Below are 16659 nucleotides of genomic sequence, written 5' to 3'. Positions count from 1 at the left end.
GCCGCCCGTTTTGCCTTTTAGTTGCCTATATCTCCACGACTAAACGGCAAGAAACGTTGCAGCCGAAAGGCCGCCCCGGGTTCGGCTTCGCTGAATAGTGCAATGCGATCAATGCGAATCGGAGCGGCTGACGCTTGCGCAAAGTATGTACGAGCTGCGGCTCCCATCCGCTCGACCACCGTGCCGTCCAGCCGATCGGTCAGCGTCATGTGGAAGCGGAAGTCCTCGAAGACGTAAGGATAGCCCCAGTCCTTGAGATATCCGCGCTGGCGCTCCGTCAGCAAGTCCGGACGGCGGCGGGCCATATCGGCCTCCGAGATCGGGGCGCGGAAACGATCGAACCGACGCACACACTCCGCCGCAAGGCGATCGAGATCGACGGACGGCGCGGTCGGGGTCAGGGCGAGAAAGCCTGACAGGCAGTTGACACCCAGATCGAGGTCGAAGCCATTTTGTTCACCGGCAAAGCTTTCCATTTCCGCGATGAGGTCCTCGACCGTGGCGTCGTCCGCCAGGGCAAACGGCGCCTTCAGCGTCGCGTGAAAGCCATAGCGGCGCGGGTCCCTGGTGACCGCCGCCAGATCGCCGTTTGAGATCCCCGCGACGTCGGGCTGAGGCAGGGTCTCCCCGGTGATCGCGTCACGGCCAAGCCAGCGGCTGCCAAGGTCGTGCAGGCGATCCTCCGGAGCCGGTGCAAAGTAGATGGCGTAGCGCATGCCTCTTCCCCTCATTGTCCCCTTCGCAGCCGATACGGCGCAGGAGCGCAGCTCACATCACACGGAAGCTCGCATGTCGCAAATGCATGCGACAAAAGTGCGACGTTGCACACGAAATGCGTGACATCCAGCGCCGCCTTCACCGCGGCCAGGGCGACATGATCGTGACGTCGCCTGGCACTGGATTCGGGGATATCAGCGGTTGGCGCCGGGCAGGCGGATGGTCGCCGTCAGGCCACCGCCACTGCGATTGGCGAGCGTCAGTTCGCCGCCATGGGCCCGTACGATCGAGCGCGCTGTCGCAAGGCCGAGGCCGACACCGCCGGTCTCCTGATTGCGCGAGGACTCGAGCCGGGTGAAGGGCGCGAACACATCCTCGATCCGGTCCGGCGGGATGCCGGGGCCGTCGTCGTCGACGGTGATGACCAGATCACGCCCGCCCCGGGCATAGGCAACACGGGCACGCTCGCCATAACGTATTGCATTCTCTACAAGATTTCGGAGCGCGCGCCGCAACGCCACCTGGCGGACCGGGTGATCGAGCCGTTCCGGTCCGCTCATCGTCACGTCGTGGCCGAGCTCGGTGAAGTCGTCCGCCACCGCCTGCACCAGGGCGCCGATGTTGGTATCGTGCGTTTCCTCGTGCGCAGCGTCCTCGCGGGCAAAGGCCAGCGTCGCCTCGGTCATGCGGGTCATTTCATCAACGGCATCGGTGATCTTCTCGCGGATCTCGTCGTCGTCAATGAATTCTGCCCGTAATCTCAAGGCGGTAAGCGGCGTCCTGAGGTCATGGCTGACGGCCGCCAGCATCCGCGTCCTGTCGGCAACAAACCGCTTCACCCGTTCCTGCATGGCATTGAAGGCATGGGACGCGCGCGCCACTTCCTCGGGGCCGGCTTCCGGCAGCGCGTCCACCGTCTCGCCCCGCCCAAGCCGATCGGAGGCCTCGGCCAGACGTCGCAAGGGCTGGGTGATGCGCCGCAGCGACAGGCCGACGATCAGCACCACGGCGATGGCCATGAACAGCGTCGAGACCAGGGTCGGCCAGGCCCACAGTACCGGGCGAGGCAGCAAAGTCTCGGAATTGAGCCATTTTCCATTGGAGAGCTGCACCGAAAGGGCGACGGTCGGCTGGCCGATACGGCGCGCGCCGGCATGAGGTCGCGCGCCGTCCGGAGTGTCTTCCAGGTCCGAGCGATGGCGATCGAAGAACTCCGCGCGCACCTGTCGCCCGCCACCGAAAACGTCGCTCAGGCGGTTCTGTTCGAAGGTATCGGCGTTCTGATCCGGCGCTCCCGATACGACAGGGGCGTCATCGATGGAATAGTGCAGCCGGTTGGAGCTTGAGGCCGCCAGGATATGCTCGTGCTGCTCGGGCGGCGTCTCCTCGATCAGGCGGACAAGCGTGGCGGTCCGTCCGAGCACCTGCTCGCGCGCGGCTGCATCAATGGCAGAACGGCGGCTTTCCGCGAAAATCAGCGTCGTCAGCGTCTGGGCTACCAACACGGCCGCCAGCAGCAGGATCGTCAGTTGCGCGGCGAGGCTGCGCGGAAGCAAGCGAATCCTCAATTGGCGAGCTCCTCGACCTCGACGGAGAAGACATAACCGCCACCCCAGACCGTCTTGATGATCTCGGGGGCCTTGGGATCGACCTCGATCTTCTTGCGCAGGCGGCTGACCTGGTTGTCGATGGAGCGATCGAAGATCTGCGGTGTGCGGCCGGAGGTAAGATCCATCAGCTGATCGCGGTTGAGCACGATGCGCGGCCGTTTCAGAAAGGCGGTCAGCAACTGGAACTCGGCGGTCGAGAGCGGGAGGGAAACACCTTCGGCATCAAGGAGTTCGCGCCTGTTGACGTCGAGCACATAGCGATCGAACTTGAGGCGCTTGGCGTCGATCTGGTCGCGATTGCGCGGCATGGCCAGCGTTCGGCGCAGTACGGCGCGGGCACGAGCCAGCAACTCGCGCGGGTTGAAGGGCTTGGTCAGATAGTCGTCGGCACCGATCTCAAGACCGACGACACGGTCGGTGTCCTCGGCCATGGCGGTCAGCAGGATCACGGGAATGTCCGAGGTTTCTCGCAGGAACCGGCAGAAGCTCAGGCCGTCCTCACCGGGCATCATGATGTCCAGAACCACGAGGTCGATGGATGCCGCCTTCAGGGCCTTGCGGGCCATTTGTGCGTTCTCCGCCGTGGTGACGCGGAAGCCGTTTTTGGTGAGATAGCGGCCGATCAGGTCTCGGATGTCGCGATGATCGTCGACGACAAGTATATGCGGCTGAGGGTCGTTCATTTCGGCCTTGCCCGGTTGAGGTTCTTCCAGAATAAGCCCCGGAAAAATCTTCGCTACAGGAAATGGTATCATTTTGTAACGAAGGGCCACAGCCGATACCACCGCTTACATTCAAGCCGTTTTCCGGCGAAGTCTCGCGACAAACCACGCTTATGTTGACCTTGTCGGCGGCGGGATACCCCCATTGCCCGCTGCCCTGGATCCATTCGAGGAGGTTTCCCCCCGTGAAGACTCTCACACTCACCAGCCTTGCCGCCCTGTCCCTGATCGCCACCGCTGGCCTGGCGAGCGCCGCCCCCGGCGACAGCTGTGGTCGCGGCCCGGCCATGGGCGCCCGTCTCATGGAAAAATTCGACACCAACAAGGACGGCAAGATCACCCAGGAGGAGATCGACGCCGTTGAAGCCAAGAATTTCGCCGAAGCCAACAAGGATGGCCAGGGCGGCGTCACCATCCAGGAATTCGAGCCCTATTTCTGGGCGCAGCATCGGGAAATGATGGTGCGCGCCTTCCAGCGCCTCGATCGCAATGGCGACGGTGAGATCTCCAAGGAAGAGATGGCAGGTCAGGCCGATCGCCTCATCGCCCGTTTTGACCGCAACGGCGACAAGGCCTTGTCCAGGGACGATCTTCCGCCGCCGCCCAAGCCAGGTGACGAACCGCGCGGCTGGATGAAATGGGGCCACCATGGCGGCGCCGGCCAGGACTTCGGGCGCATGGGCCATCGCATGGGCATGATGGGCGACTGCGGCCCGGGACCGGGCGGCATGGCGCCGGGCGGTGACGAGGAAGGCGGGCCCGAGGACGCGGCGCCGGCCCAGTGATGACCGCGAGTCAGACGACGTCCTGCGTGTAACAGCAAGGCCCCGGACGGGATCACCGTCCGGGGCCTTGGTTGTCTTCACCTGCTGCCGCGCGTCAGGTCGGATCGATGACCAACACGTCTTCGGGCTTGAACACCACGGTTGCCTGATCGCCGATCTTCGGCAGGTGCAGGCCGGGGTCATTGAAGATATCCAGCGACACCACGGACTCGCCGAGCTTGACCTCGATGCGGATGACGGCGCCGAGGAAGGCCACTTCCCCGATGGTGCCGGCCAGGCTGTTGCGCCCCTCGACCGGTGTTCCGAGCCGGACGGCTTCCGGGCGCAGCGCCACGGTGGCGGTATCGCCATTGCCAAGGTCACCAAGGTCGCGCGAGGTGACCACCGTCTGGCCGTCGATCGAGACCGCGCCGCGGGCGCGATCGGTGATCTTGGCCTCGAAGATGTTCAGCGTGCCCACGAAGCTGGCGACAAAGCGGGTCTTGGGGTTGTTGTAGATCTCGAAGGGAGCGCCGACCTGGTTGGCACGCCCCTCATACATGACGACGATGCGGTCGGAGATCGACAGCGCCTCTTCCTGGTCATGCGTCACGAACACCGTGGTGATGCCGAGCTGGCGCTGCAGGGCGCGGATTTCCTCGCGCAGGGACACGCGGATCTTGGCGTCGAGCGCCGACAAGGGTTCATCGAGCAACAGCACTTGCGGGCGCACGGCGATGGCGCGGGCGAGTGCCACGCGCTGCTGCTGACCGCCGGACATCTGGTAGGGATAGCGGTCCTTCAGATGCGGCAGCTTGATCATGTCGAGCATTTCGCTGACGCGGGTGTTGATGTCGCTCTGGGACGCGCCGGCGATCTTCAGGCCGAAGCCGATGTTCTCGGCCACCGTCAGGTTGGGGAACAGGGCGTAAGCCTGGAACACCATGCCGACGTTGCGCTTGGCCGGCGGCAGGTAGGTCACGTCCTTGCCGCCGATGGTGATCGAGCCCGAGGAGGCCAGTTCGAAACCCGCGATCATGCGCAGGATCGTGGTCTTGCCGCAGCCCGAGGGACCAAGGAAGGACACGAACTCGCCCTTCTCGATCGAGAGGCTGAAGTCATGCACCACGGTGTTGGTGCCGAATGACTTCTTGAGGTTCCTGATGTCGATGAAGCTCATCGTTGGCGTTCCGTCATGTCTGAGGTCATGTGTCCTAGGCGATCACTTGCGCATGGCGGCGCGATTGCGGCTCACCACCTGGATGATGCCCATGCAGGCCCAGGTGATGGCGAAGGACATGATGGTGAGGGCGGCAGGTTCGTAGGCGCGGTTGGCACCGATGAGCTGCAGATAGGGTCCGAAGGCCGGCCGGTTGAGCAGGCTGGCGAAGGTGAACTCGCCGATGACGATGGCAAAGGTCAGGAAGGCGCCCGACAGGATCGCGGAGCGGATGTTCGGCAGGATGATCCGCACGAGGATCGTGGCGGGGCCTGCGCCGAGGCTTTCTGCCGCCTCGGTCAGCGTCCTGACGTCGATCGACTTCAGACCGGTTTCCACCGAGCGATACATGTAGGGCAGCGCCAGCGTGACATAGCCGAAGGTCAGCAGGATGTCGGTGCCGCGCGCCGTGGCGGTCAGCGGCAGCCAGCTCGACGAGTTGTAGAGCCGGAGATAGCCGAAGACCAGCACGATGGCCGGGACGACAAGCGGCAGCAGCGTGACGAACTCGACGAAGGGCTGCAGACGCTTCAGGCGCAGCTGGACCCAGTAGGCCGTGGGTACGATGAGCAGGAGGCCGATGATGATCGTCAGGCAGGCCAGCCCCACCGAGTAAAGGAAGGAGGCCTGGAATGCGGGATCCCCGAGCACCACCCGGTAGGCTTCGAAGCTGTAGACCCCGCGCAACTTGCGCAAGGAGAACTCGAAGGTCCCGATCAGCGGCACGACGAAATAGAGCGAGCCGAGGATGATGGCGATCCAGTGGCCGATGCGGTTCTGTTTCATTTGAGCCACCTTTCCGACCGGATACGCAGCCAGATGTAGGCGAGATTGGACAAGCCCGTGATGACAATCATGCCAAGTGCGATGGCATAGCCGAGGTTCTGGTTGTGCAACACGTCACCGCGGATCTGCGCATAGAGCAGGATGGTGACGATGTTGAGCGACGAACCGGTCAGCGCATAGGCCGTGGCGATGGCGCCGAAGCTGTTGGCGAAGAGCAGCAAGGCCGCGCCGAGGAAGCTCGGCATCAGCACGGGGCCGGCCACATGGCGCCAATACTGCCAGTTGGAGGCGCCGAGGATGGTGGCAGCCTCGCGCCATTCCTTTCGCAATCCCTCGATGGCCGGCGTGAAGATCAGCACCATCAACGGGATCTGGAAGTAGAGATAGGTGATGGTCAGGCCCCAGAAGGTCAGGATGTTGAAACCCTGGGCGTAGATGTTGAGGCCGAAGACATTCATCAGGAACAGGGTCACCAGACCCTGCCGGCCAAGCGTGGCCAGGAAGGCGAAAGCCAGGGGTACGCCGGCAAAGTTCGAAGCGACGCCGGAAAAGGTCATCAGCGTCGGCTTGATCCAGTTGGGCAGCCCGCCCCCGATGGCGGCATAGGCCATGAAGGCGCCGAAGATCGCGCCGGTGAGACCGGATGCCAGGCTGACCTTGATGGAGATCCAGTAGGCCGACAGGATCGACGGCGTGAAGAGGTCGCCGATATTGGCCAGCGTCAGATTGCCATCGGGGTCCTGAAAGGCACCGACCACCAGGAACAGCGTCGGCAGGATCAGAAACAGGATGGCGAAGAGCAGGAAGGGGGTGACGCCAACCCAGGCCCAGGGGATGCCCCCCTGAACAGGCTTGGATGCGGCTTGAGCTTGTGCGGCCATGGTCAGCCTTTATCGGAACGCAGAGATGTCAGGACCTGTGAGTTGATCGAGCGGTCGGCAACGGGAAAGGCGCCGGAGGCAAGCTCGGAGAAGACTTGCCGTGGCGCCCGCGTTCCAGACGAAGAAACGATCCTGTCTCCGATGACGGAGGAGACATTCTCTCGGCAATCAGCATGGTGACCAGCCGCGGCGGCAGTGCCGCCGCGGGGTCGTTCCTCAAGCGAACGGGATTACTTGACGTCGGCGCCGACGACGCTGTCCCAGTTCTTGCTGATGGTTTCCTTGTAGGCCTTCTGCTCGTCGAGCGTCGGGAAGACAGCCTTGGCGTAGCCGTCAGCCGGCGGCAGCTTGTCGAGCAGCTCCTTGGGAACCTTGCCGTTCTTGGCGAGGTCGTTGAAGCGGATCGGGTGGCAGTAGCCCTTCAGCCAGCCGAGCTGACCTTCGTCCGAATAGAGGTATTCCATCCAGAGCTTGGCAGCGTTCGGGTGCGGAGCGAAAGCGGAGATCGCCTGCACGTAGACGCCGGCAACGACGCCGGTGGCGGGAACGACGACGTCAACCGGGGGGTTGCCGGCGAGCGTGTCGCGGTCGGCGAGGGCGTTATAGTCCCAACGCAGGATGACCGGCGTGGTGCCCTGAGCGAGCGGAGCGGACTTGCCGACGACCGGCACGAAGTTGCCCTTGGCGTTCAGGTCCTTGAAGAAGGCGAGGCCAGCGTCGCCAGCCTTGGCAACGTCGCCACCAGCGGACGAAAGGCCGGCGGCGAAGACGGCGGAGATCGCCTGGTTGGCGGTGCGCGGGTCACCGGCGAGGGCGACCATGTTGGCGAATTCCGGCTTCAGCAGGTCGGCCCAATCCTTCGGGCTTTCCTTGACGAGGTCCTTGTTCACCTCGAAGGCCATCACGCCGTAATAGTCGCCGTACCAGTAGCCGTCGGCGTCCTTGGCGGTGTCGGGGATGCTGTCCCAGGTGGCAACCTTGTAGGGCTGAATGAGGCCGTCGGCCTTGGCGGACGGGCCGAAGGACAGACCAACGTCGATGACGTCGGGAGCCTGGTCACCGGTGTTGCCCTTGTTGGCCTTGATGGCTTCGACTTCATCGCCCGAACCGGCGTCCGGGTTGAGTTCGTTCACGGTCAGGCCGTACTTGGCCTTGAACCCGTCGATCACGCCACCATAACCGCACCAGTCATGCGGCAGGGCGATGACCGTCAGAGCGCCTTCCTTCTTGGCGGCGGCAACGAGATCATCCATCGAACCCGCGAAGGCGTGGCCGGTGAAAGACACCAGCGTCGACAGCGCGATCGACGAGGAAAGAATGCTCTTGAAAGACATGACGGCTCCCTTGAAATTCGACCACCCCGAGGCGGTCGGAAACGTATTCCCACTGGCGGGTAACGTGCGGACTCGCAAAAATCGGCTCCCCCGCGTCGCGGTTATCTGGTCGGCAATGTCCGGCAACCTCATTGAGCTGCCGATAATTTGCCGTCTCCGCGATCTTCGTTACACCACGAATATGACAGTTTGTTACACGTTCCGTCAATTCGTTCAGGCATGTAACAGGCATTACAGTAGTTACCCGCCTAACTCATTGATTCATTTGGAGCTGCATTGTTTCCTTTGGATATATTGCGCCATCAGAGCGTCGCCACCAGCCGCTTCGCACCTGTCTTTTCTCTCTAGGTGCATTTGCTTAGGCCGGTACTCTCTCGATTTGGTGCGATTTTTCGGCAGTCGCGGCCGCGCATGTCGGCCCCGTTATGACGGAGTGTCGAAGCCCTTCATCTGCTGCGCAAATTTCCCGCAGCTCAGTATCCGAGTTTCCGATCCACAAGATTGGCGAGACCCGCGCCCGCCTCGTGGCCGGCGATCTGCGACAGCACATAGGCACTGAGGGCGACCGGATCGCTTTCAGCCGCCACATGCGGAGTGATGATCAGGTTCGGCGCGGTCCAGAGCGGGCTGTCATGGGGCAGTGGTTCGACGGCAAAGACGTCGAGGCTTGCCCCCTTGAGGCGTCCATCGCGCAGGGCGGCGTTCACGTCGCCTTCCACCTGGCTGCGGCCGCGACCGGCGTTGATCAGCACCGGACCACCCAGCGGTCCGTCCTTGGCAAGACCGTCGATCAGCCTGGCGTCGATGAGACCCGTGGTCTCCGCCGTCAGCGGCAACAGCGACACCAGAATGTCCGTGGCCGCGAGGAAGGGCGCCAGGCCTTCGTCGCCAGCCCATGTCTGTACGCCTTCGATCACCTTGGGCGTGCGGCTCCAGCCCCTCAGCTGAAAGCCGAGCGCCTTGAGCGCGCGGATGGCGTCGAGCCCGAGCACGCCCAGCCCCATGACGCCCACACGCACGTCGGCCGCGCCCCATTGGCGGCGCGCGCGCCACTGGCCGGCAGCCTGCGCAGCCGCATAATGAAAATGCTGGCGGTGGTGCATCAGCACCTGCAGCAGCACCCACTCGGTCATGCGCTGGGTGAGATCGGGGTCGACGATGCGCACCACCGGCAGATCGGGCAGTTGCGGATCGGTGGTCAGATGGTCGACGCCGGCTCCAAGGGAGAAGATCACCTGCAGGTTCGGCAAAGACTTCAGAAGCCCGGGTTCGGGCTTCCAGACAAGGGCGTAGCGAATGGCGTCGCGATCAAAGGCTTCGGACGCCAGCACCACCTGGCGATCCGGCGCCTGGGCCTTCAACGCGTGGATCCAGTGATCAGGGTTCCAGCCCTTGACGGCGATGAGAATGGACATTGCGGCTCGGCTCCCGGAGCAGGTTCGGCGTGAAGATCGATGAAGCCGATCAATGCACCAGCGCTCCCATGGCTGCAAGCCGGAGGGGATTGTTTTTGAAACCCGGCAAAACGGCGCTATTGACGCCTTTTCGCCGGAGCCTTATGTGCACAGGATGACCATTCGCCCCCTTGTGATCCTCCCCGACAACCAGCTTCGGCTGACCTCTCCCGCCATTGCCAAGGTGGACGACGGCGTGCGCCGTCTCGCCGAGGACATGCTGGAGACCATGTATGACGCGCCGGGCATCGGCCTGGCCGCAATCCAGGTCGGAGAGCTGACCCGGCTGATCACCATGGACGTCTCCCGCGAAGGCGAAGACCGCCAGCCCATGGTGCTGGTCAATCCCGAGATACTCTGGTCTTCCGAGGACAAGTCGGTCTACGAGGAAGGCTGCTTGTCGATCCCGGAATATTATGCCGAGGTCGAGCGTCCGGCCCAGGTGAAGGTGCGCTTCACCAATCTGGCCGGCGAGCCGCAGGAGATCGATGCCGAGGGGCTGCTGGCCACCTGCGTGCAGCACGAGATCGACCATCTCAACGGCGTGCTGTTCATCGACCACATCTCCAAGCTCAAGCGCGACCGGGTGATCCGCAAGTTCACCAAGCAGGCCAAGGAAAAGACGCGGATCTGAGCGGCGGACCGCGCCGTCCAGCCAGTGTCGGTGAACACCGATCGTCGCGTCGCCGAGGAAACGGGGAGTGCGACCATGCCGATGCCGCTCGACTATCAGCGCGCGACCGAAGACTTCAACCGGTTCCTGGCTGATGTCATCGAGGAGACCGGGCTTGCCACCCGCAACCAGGCCTACACGACCGTGCAGAGCGTCTTCGTGGTGTTTCGGCGGCGTCTCAAGCCCCGCGATGCCCTGAGATTTGCCGGCCTTCTGCCGCCCGTGCTGCGCGCCATCTTTGTTGCCGACTGGGACGTGGACGCTCCACTGCTTGCCTTCGGCTCGCGAAGCGATCTCACGCGAGAAGCCCAGATGCTGCGCCAGCACCACAATTTCTCCCCGGACAGCGCCATTGGCGATGTTGCGAGAGCCTTGCGCCGGCATGTGGACGCGGTAGCCTTCGAGCAGTTGCTGTCTACCCTGCCGCAGGAGGCCGCCGACTTCTGGGCCATTTAGCCGGGGCGCGGGCCCTGCCGAGACGCCGTTTGTCCTTGACCTTGCGGTTCACCTGGTATGAAAGCAGGGGACAAATCTGCAAAGCTTGGACACCCATGCCGCTCAAAGTCGTCTTCATGGGAACGCCGGATTTCTCCGTTCCCGTCCTTTCCGAGATCCTCGACCGTGGTCACCAGGTGGTGGCCTGCTATACGCGGGCACCCCGTCCGGCCGGTCGGGGCATGGCGCTGCGCCAGTCGCCCGTGCACGTGAAGGCCGAGAGCGCCGGCATTCCGGTCCTGACGCCGCGCACGCTGCGCGATCCGGAGGCGCAGGCAGTGTTCGCCGGCCATGGCGCCGATGTGGCCGTGGTGGTGGCCTACGGCCTGATCCTGCCCAAGCCGGTGCTGGATGCGCCGCGCTTCGGCTGCCTCAATCTGCATGCCTCCCTGCTTCCGCGCTGGCGCGGCGCTGCGCCGATCAACCGGGCCATCATGGCCGGTGATCCGGCCTCGGGCGTCATGGTGATGCGCATGGAAGAGGGGCTGGACACCGGCCCCGTCGGCATGGGCGAAGAGGTGGCGATCACGCCGGAGATGACGGCAGGCGTGCTGCATGACGCGCTGTCCGCCGTTGGCGCCGGCCTCATGGGCCGGGCACTGGAAGCGCTGGAAGCGGGTCGCCTCAGCTTCACCGCCCAGTCCGACGACGGCGTCACCTATGCCCAGAAGCTCACCAACGAGGAAACCCGCATCGATTGGGCGCGTCCCGGTCGCGAGGTGCACAATCACATCCGCGGCCTCGCCCCCTTCCCCGGCACCTGGTTCGAAGCCGATCTCGGCAAGGGGCCCGAGCGGGTCAAGGTGGTGGCAGCGGCTGCGGCCAGCGGTTCGGGCACTCCCGGCACGCTTCTGTCCACCGACGGCACGGTCGCCTGCTGTGACGGCGCCATCCGCCTCGTCACGGTGCAGCGCGCCGGCTCGAAGGCCATGGCCTTCGGCGACTTTGCCCGCGGCGCGCGTCTTGCCGGGGGCGAGAGGTTCAGCTGAGATGCCCCGCTACAAGCTCCTCGTCGAGTATGACGGCACCAACTATTCCGGCTGGCAGAGCCAGGCGACGGGTGACGCCATTCAGGATCATCTGGAACGGGCCATCTTCGGCTTCACCGGCGCTCACGTGCGCATCAACGGCGCCGGCCGTACCGACGCCGGCGTGCATGCCGTAGGCCAAGTCTGCCATTTCGACATCGATCGCCCGCTGAAGCCCGGCACCATCCGCGACGCCGGCAACGTGCATATCCGGCCGCATCCGATCACCATCGTCGAGGCAGAGGAAGTCCCGGAGAGTTTCGATTCCCGCTTCTCGGCCAGGAAGCGGCACTATCGCTATCGCATTCTCGCCCGGCGGGCGCCGGCGACGCTGGAGCGGCATCTGGTCTGGCACGCCAAGGTGCCGCTCGACGTGCCGGCGATGCACGAGGCGGCCAAGGTCCTGCTCGGCAAGCATGATTTCACCACCTTCCGCTCCACCGCCTGCCAAGCCAGGAGCCCGGAGAAGACGCTGGACCAGCTCGACGTGATGCAGGTGGGCGACGAAGTGCATTTCATCGTCTCTGCCCGCAGCTTCCTGCACAACCAGGTCCGCTCCATGGTCGGCGGCCTGCGCAAGGTGGGCGACGGCAGCTGGACGGCTGCCGACCTCAAGGCTTCCCTTGACGCCTGCGACCGCCAGGCCTGCGCCCCGGTGGCCCCGGCCGCGGGCTTGTGCTTCATGCGGGTCGACTATTGAGACGCCGCCGCGAGCAAAATCCGCCCTTGCCAAATCCGGCCCCGTTCCCGTATACAGCGTTTCATGAAGATCACGTCCGCCACCATCAGCACCGTTTCACCGGTCGGCTTTGCCGCCCCGGGCGACTGTGCGCGGACTGCAAACTCGCTTCTTCTGCTCGGCCTTATCAGCGGTTGCCGGGTCCAGTGAAGGAGCGCCCGGCGGCCGATAGCCCGCCGACGTGCGTGAGCTCCTTCGTTCAATCCCTATGTCTGAATTTGCTGCCTGCAGCCTCCTTTGCCGTCGCCAAAGCTGCGACGATGGGCTAAAAGGCGCGCCATTGCCGAAGAGACGAGAGCCATGACCGAGACGTCCCCCGCCCCCAAGGGCATGCCCAGCGCCGCTGCCAAGTATCGCCCCTATCCGCAGATCAACATTCCCGATCGCACCTGGCCGTCAAAGGCCATCACCAAGCCGCCGATCTGGTGCTCGGTGGACCTGCGCGACGGCAATCAGGCGCTCGTCGATCCCATGGGGCACGACCGCAAGGCCCGCATGTTCCAGCTGCTCCTGGACATGGGCTTCAAGGAAATCGAGATTGGCTTCCCCTCGGCCTCGCAGACCGACTTCGACTTCGCCCGCTGGTGCGTCGAGGAAGGCAACGTGCCCCGCGACGTGTCGCTGCAGGTGCTGGTGCAGTGCCGGCCCGAGCTGATCACGCGCACCTTCGAGGCGCTCGAGGGCGCCCATCGCCCGATCATCCACTTCTACAACTCGACCTCCGAGCTGCAGCGCCGCGTCGTCTTCGCCAAGGACGTGCCCGGCATCAAGCAGATCGCCGTCGACGCCGCCAAGATGATCACCGACATGGCCGCCAAGGCCGGCGGCGGCTATCGCTTCGAGTATTCGCCGGAGAGCTTCACCGGCACCGAGCTGGAAGTGGCGCTGGAAATCTCCAATGCCGTCATCGACGTGATCAAGCCCACGGCCGACAACAAGCTGATCCTCAACCTGCCCTCCACCGTCGAGATGGCGACGCCCAACATCTACGCCGACCAGATCGAGTGGATGTGCCGCAATCTGAACAATCGCGAGAATGTGCTGATCTCGCTGCATCCGCACAATGACCGCGGCACCGGCATCGCCGCCACCGAACTCGCCTTGATGGCCGGCGCCGATCGCGTGGAAGGCACGCTGTTCGGCAATGGCGAGCGCACGGGCAATGTCGACGTCGTCACGCTGGCGCTCAACATGTTCACGCAGGGCATCGACCCGGGTCTCGACTGCACGAACATCGAACGCATCCGCGACGTATTCGAATATTCCAACCAGATGCGCATTCCCGAGCGGCACCCTTACGTCGGCGAGCTTGTATACACCGCTTTCTCCGGCTCCCATCAGGATGCCATCAACAAGGGCATGAAGGCACTGAAGACGGCCAATTCGTCCCTGTGGGAAGTGCCTTACCTGCCGATCGACCCGCAGGATGTCGGCCGTTCCTACGAGGCGATCATCCGCATCAACTCGCAGTCGGGCAAGGGCGGCATCGCCTACATCATGCAGGAAGACTACGGCATCAACCTGCCGCGCAACCTGCAGGTCGAATATCGCGACGAGATCCAGCGCATCACCGACGAGGAAGGCAAGGAACTGCCGTCCCGCCGCATCTACGAGCGCTTCCTCGACCTCTATGTCGACCAGCCGGACGGTCGCATCAAGTTCGTCGATCACCACACCTATCCCGACCCCGAGCAGAAGGGGCGTCGCGTCTGCGCTGCCGAGATCACCGACGGCGGCGTGACCAAGCGGATCGAAGGGCACGGCAACGGCCCGATCGACGGCTTCGTCAACGCGCTCTCCATCTACCTCGGCATCCCCCTGTCGGTGGAAGACTATTCCGAGCATTCGCTGCAGCACGGCTCGGACGCGGCGGCCATCGCCTATGTGGAGATGAAGCATCCCGGCGGGAAGCTGTTCGGCGTCGGCATCAACACCAACATCGTCGCCGCCTCGCTGTCGGCGGTGGTATCGGCGGCTAACCGGGTGCTCGCGCGCCAGGCCTGATCGAGACGAGCGGGCTCCCCCGGCCGGCTTCGGCCGGTGGGCCCATTCGCGCCGGCACCATGACCGGACAGTTGGGGGCAAAATCTGCGCTCAACTGTCCCTGTCCTGCGCGCCGGCCAGCGGCTAGTGTCGGGGCCAACTTGAGAGTCCCATCTTCATGCCCCTGCGCCACATCCTTCTCGCCGTCATGGTCACCGCCGTCTGGGGCTTCAATTTCGTGGTGATCCGGCTGGGGCTCGGCACCGTGCCGCCGCTTCTGCTGGCGGCACTGCGCTTTGTGGTGGCCTCCCTGCCCGTGTTCTTCCTGCCGCGCCCCAAGGTGCCCCTCTGGCGCATGCTCGCCATCGGCATGACGCTGTTCGTCGGCCAGTTCGCCTTCCTGTTTCCGGCGATGAAGCTCGGCATGCCGCCGGGGCTGGCCTCGGTCACCCTGCAGTCGCAGGCATTCTTCACCATCCTGATTGCATCCATCGTGCTGCGCGAGCGGCCAAAGCCGCGGCAGATCGGCGGCGCGCTGGTCGCCGGCGCCGGGCTCCTGACCATCGCCTCGACGGTCGGTGGCGACTTCACCACGATCGGCCTCGTACTCACCATTGCCTCGGCGATTAGCTGGGCTTCGGGCAACATCCTGATGCGCGGTGCCGGCAAGGTGGACACGCTGCCGATGATCATCTGGCTGTGCCTGATCCCGCCGCTGCCGCTGTTCGGCCTGTCGCTGATCTTCGAGGGCTGGCCGGCCATCGTCACCGCCTTTGCCGACGCCAACCTCGTCAGCGTCGCCTCGGTGCTCTATATCGCCATCCCCACCACCATCTTCGGCTTCGCCGTCTGGGGCTTCCTGCTGAAGCATCACCCGGCGTCGACGGTGGCGCCCTTCTCGCTGATGGTGCCGCTGTTCGGCACCGTCTCGTCATGGGCCGTGCTGGGGGAGACCTTCTCGCCGCTGCGCGTATTGGGCATGGCGCTGATCCTCATCGGCCTCGGCACGATCGTGCTGCCGCTGCCGGGGTTTCTCAGGCGCGCCCCAGCAGCCTGAGCATCCTCAATCGGCGAAATAGCGATCGAGGAACGTGCGGTAGATGACCTTGAGGCGCTGGAGGTCCTCGACCGCCACGCATTCGTCGATCTTGTGCATGGTCTGGCCGACGAGGCCGAACTCCACCACCGGGCAGTAGTTCTTGATGAAGCGGGCGTCCGACGTGCCGCCGGTGGTGGAGAGTTCCGGCCGCTTGCCGGTCACCGCTTCCACTGCATCGGCGAGACCGCCGATCAGCATAGCGTCATGGGTCAGGAAGGACACCGCATTGGTCGGCTCGAAGGCAAGCGCATAGGCCATGGGCTTGTCGCGACCTTCACGCAGCGTCGAGGCTTCCACGCCGCGCTTGACGCGTGCGGCGATCTCCGCCTCCAGCGTCTCCACAGTCCAGATGTCGTTGAAGCGCACGTTGAAGGCGAGGCGCACCTCGGCCGGGATCACATTGGTGGCGCGGTTGCCGGTCTCCACCGAGGTGACCTCGAGATTGGACGGCTGGAAGCGCTCGTTGCCGGCGTCGAGCGGCGGATCCATCAGCGCCGCCATCACCGAGGGGGCAACGCGCAAGGGATTGTCGGCGAGATGGGGATAGGCCACGTGGCCCTGGGTGCCCTTGACCGTCACAAGGCCCGAGAGCGAACCGCGCCGCCCCACCTTCACCATGTCGCCAAGCGCATTGGGATTGGTCGGCTCGCCGACGATGCAATGGCTGAAACGCTCGCCGCGCGCGACCGCCCATTCCAGAAGCTTCACCGTGCCGTTGATGGAAGGTCCTTCCTCGTCGCCGGTGATCAGGAAGGAGATGCGCCCGCCGAAGCTTGGTCCCTTGTCGGCGATGAAGTCGAGCGCAGCAGCCGCAAAGGCGGCTATACCGCCCTTCATGTCCACGGCACCGCGGCCATAGAGCAAGCCGTCGACAATGTCGCCGGCAAAGGGGCCGTGGCTCCATTTGTCGAGCGGCCCCGGCGGCACCACGTCCGTATGGCCGGCAAAGCAGAGATGGCGATTTCCGGCGCCGAGGCCGGCGAAGAGGTTCTCGATGTCGGGCGTGCCGTCTTCGGTGAACACCGGCCGATCCACCGCGAAACCTGCCGGCTTCAACAGCCCCTCGATGAAGGCAAGCGCGCCGCCTTCCTCCGGGGTCACCGACGGACACATCAGGAGATCGCGGGCGATGGAAACGGGATCGTGGGGCATCTG

The 16659-nt window shown here is 64.4% G+C and carries 16 protein-coding genes; 7 read left to right on the top strand and 9 right to left on the bottom strand.

Going from position 1 to position 16659, the window contains the following annotated elements; genetic code table 11:
• Positions 1–17 precede the first annotated feature (17 nt).
• The 3 genes from L2I41_RS02720 to L2I41_RS02710 form a co-directional block, all read right to left on the bottom strand.
• Positions 18–716, bottom strand: coding sequence for a DUF1045 domain-containing protein (locus tag L2I41_RS02720; RefSeq protein ID WP_237151974.1), 699 nt, complete (start codon positions 714–716; stop codon positions 18–20).
• Between the two features lie 195 nt (positions 717–911).
• Entirely contained in the window at positions 912–2285 is a 1374-nt protein-coding gene (locus L2I41_RS02715) for an ATP-binding protein (protein ID WP_237151973.1), read from the bottom strand.
• On the bottom strand, positions 2282–3010 hold the full coding sequence (locus L2I41_RS02710; protein WP_237151972.1) for a response regulator: 729 nt from the start codon (positions 3008–3010) through the stop codon (positions 2282–2284). The genes L2I41_RS02715 and L2I41_RS02710 overlap by 4 nt, the downstream gene beginning before the upstream one ends.
• Before the next feature lie 224 nt (positions 3011–3234).
• Between L2I41_RS02710 and L2I41_RS02705 the strand changes: the two genes are divergently transcribed.
• Entirely contained in the window at positions 3235–3834 is a 600-nt protein-coding gene (locus L2I41_RS02705) for an EF-hand domain-containing protein (protein WP_237151971.1), read from the top strand.
• Positions 3835–3928: 94 nt separating this feature from the next.
• Here the strand turns inward: L2I41_RS02705 and L2I41_RS02700 are convergent, their stop codons facing one another.
• From L2I41_RS02700 to L2I41_RS02680, 5 genes are all read right to left on the bottom strand, one after another.
• Positions 3929–4993 (bottom strand): ABC transporter ATP-binding protein, encoded by a 1065-nt coding sequence (locus L2I41_RS02700; protein ID WP_237151970.1) that lies wholly within the window; start codon positions 4991–4993, stop codon positions 3929–3931.
• A 42-nt stretch (positions 4994–5035) separates the two neighbouring features.
• Positions 5036–5818, bottom strand: coding sequence for an ABC transporter permease (locus L2I41_RS02695; protein WP_237151969.1), 783 nt, complete (start codon positions 5816–5818; stop codon positions 5036–5038).
• Positions 5815–6699 (bottom strand): ABC transporter permease, encoded by an 885-nt coding sequence (locus L2I41_RS02690; protein WP_237151968.1) that lies wholly within the window; start codon positions 6697–6699, stop codon positions 5815–5817. The genes L2I41_RS02695 and L2I41_RS02690 overlap by 4 nt, the downstream gene beginning before the upstream one ends.
• Before the next feature lie 230 nt (positions 6700–6929).
• Positions 6930–7952, bottom strand: coding sequence for an ABC transporter substrate-binding protein (locus L2I41_RS02685; RefSeq protein WP_390633810.1), 1023 nt, complete (start codon positions 7950–7952; stop codon positions 6930–6932).
• A 554-nt stretch (positions 7953–8506) separates the two neighbouring features.
• Complete coding sequence (locus L2I41_RS02680) at positions 8507–9448, bottom strand: 2-hydroxyacid dehydrogenase (protein ID WP_237151966.1); 942 nt, start codon at positions 9446–9448, stop codon at positions 8507–8509.
• Positions 9449–9602: 154 nt separating this feature from the next.
• Between L2I41_RS02680 and def the strand changes: the two genes are divergently transcribed.
• The 6 genes from def (at position 9603) to L2I41_RS02650 (ending at position 15462) form a co-directional block, all read left to right on the top strand.
• Entirely contained in the window at positions 9603–10121 is a 519-nt protein-coding gene (gene def / locus L2I41_RS02675; RefSeq protein WP_237151965.1) for a peptide deformylase, read from the top strand.
• A gap of 75 nt (positions 10122–10196) precedes the next feature.
• The gene (locus L2I41_RS02670; RefSeq protein ID WP_237151964.1) at positions 10197–10616 is read left to right on the top strand and encodes a DUF2267 domain-containing protein; all 420 of its coding nucleotides are present in this window, start codon (positions 10197–10199) and stop codon (positions 10614–10616) included.
• Positions 10617–10711: 95 nt separating this feature from the next.
• On the top strand, positions 10712–11644 hold the full coding sequence (gene fmt, locus L2I41_RS02665) for a methionyl-tRNA formyltransferase (RefSeq protein ID WP_237151963.1): 933 nt from the start codon (positions 10712–10714) through the stop codon (positions 11642–11644).
• 1 nt (position 11645) lies between these two features.
• Positions 11646–12383: a tRNA pseudouridine(38-40) synthase TruA gene (gene truA / locus L2I41_RS02660; protein ID WP_237151962.1), complete on the top strand. Its 738-nt coding sequence runs from the start codon at positions 11646–11648 to the stop codon at positions 12381–12383.
• Positions 12384–12722: 339 nt separating this feature from the next.
• On the top strand, positions 12723–14426 hold the full coding sequence (leuA, locus tag L2I41_RS02655) for a 2-isopropylmalate synthase (protein ID WP_237151961.1): 1704 nt from the start codon (positions 12723–12725) through the stop codon (positions 14424–14426).
• 157 nt (positions 14427–14583) lie between these two features.
• Positions 14584–15462 carry an EamA family transporter gene (locus tag L2I41_RS02650; protein ID WP_237151960.1) on the top strand — a complete coding sequence of 293 codons (879 nt, stop codon included), beginning with the start codon at positions 14584–14586 and terminating at the stop codon, positions 15460–15462.
• Between the two features lie 6 nt (positions 15463–15468).
• Here the strand turns inward: L2I41_RS02650 and dapE are convergent, their stop codons facing one another.
• Positions 15469–16656 (bottom strand): succinyl-diaminopimelate desuccinylase, encoded by a 1188-nt coding sequence (gene dapE / locus L2I41_RS02645; RefSeq protein ID WP_237151959.1) that lies wholly within the window; start codon positions 16654–16656, stop codon positions 15469–15471.
• Positions 16657–16659: the final 3 nt, after the last annotated feature.

Source organism: Oryzibacter oryziterrae (assembly GCF_021864535.1).
In the GTDB taxonomy this organism is placed as follows: Bacteria; Pseudomonadota; Alphaproteobacteria; order Rhizobiales; family Pleomorphomonadaceae; genus Pleomorphomonas; species Pleomorphomonas oryziterrae.
The sequence above is the reverse complement of the archived record's forward strand: the minus strand, read 5'-3'. Positions and strand labels throughout refer to the sequence as shown.

Coding starts and splice junctions, on each gene's coding strand:
- L2I41_RS02700 (WP_237151970.1), bottom strand. CDS start 4,993: ATGAGCTTCATCGACATCAGGAACCTCAAGAAGTCATTCGGCACCAAC.
- truA (WP_237151962.1), top strand. CDS start 11,646: ATGCCCCGCTACAAGCTCCTCGTCGAGTATGACGGCACCAACTATTCC.
- L2I41_RS02710 (WP_237151972.1), bottom strand. CDS start 3,010: ATGAACGACCCTCAGCCGCATATACTTGTCGTCGACGATCATCGCGAC.
- fmt (WP_237151963.1), top strand. CDS start 10,712: ATGCCGCTCAAAGTCGTCTTCATGGGAACGCCGGATTTCTCCGTTCCC.
- L2I41_RS02670 (WP_237151964.1), top strand. CDS start 10,197: ATGCCGATGCCGCTCGACTATCAGCGCGCGACCGAAGACTTCAACCGG.
- L2I41_RS02695 (WP_237151969.1), bottom strand. CDS start 5,818: ATGAAACAGAACCGCATCGGCCACTGGATCGCCATCATCCTCGGCTCG.
- dapE (WP_237151959.1), bottom strand. CDS start 16,656: ATGCCCCACGATCCCGTTTCCATCGCCCGCGATCTCCTGATGTGTCCG.
- L2I41_RS02680 (WP_237151966.1), bottom strand. CDS start 9,448: ATGTCCATTCTCATCGCCGTCAAGGGCTGGAACCCTGATCACTGGATC.
- def (WP_237151965.1), top strand. CDS start 9,603: ATGACCATTCGCCCCCTTGTGATCCTCCCCGACAACCAGCTTCGGCTG.
- leuA (WP_237151961.1), top strand. CDS start 12,723: ATGACCGAGACGTCCCCCGCCCCCAAGGGCATGCCCAGCGCCGCTGCC.
- L2I41_RS02650 (WP_237151960.1), top strand. CDS start 14,584: ATGCCCCTGCGCCACATCCTTCTCGCCGTCATGGTCACCGCCGTCTGG.
- L2I41_RS02685 (WP_390633810.1), bottom strand. CDS start 7,952: ATGGATGATCTCGTTGCCGCCGCCAAGAAGGAAGGCGCTCTGACGGTC.
- L2I41_RS02720 (WP_237151974.1), bottom strand. CDS start 716: ATGCGCTACGCCATCTACTTTGCACCGGCTCCGGAGGATCGCCTGCAC.
- L2I41_RS02690 (WP_237151968.1), bottom strand. CDS start 6,699: ATGGCCGCACAAGCTCAAGCCGCATCCAAGCCTGTTCAGGGGGGCATC.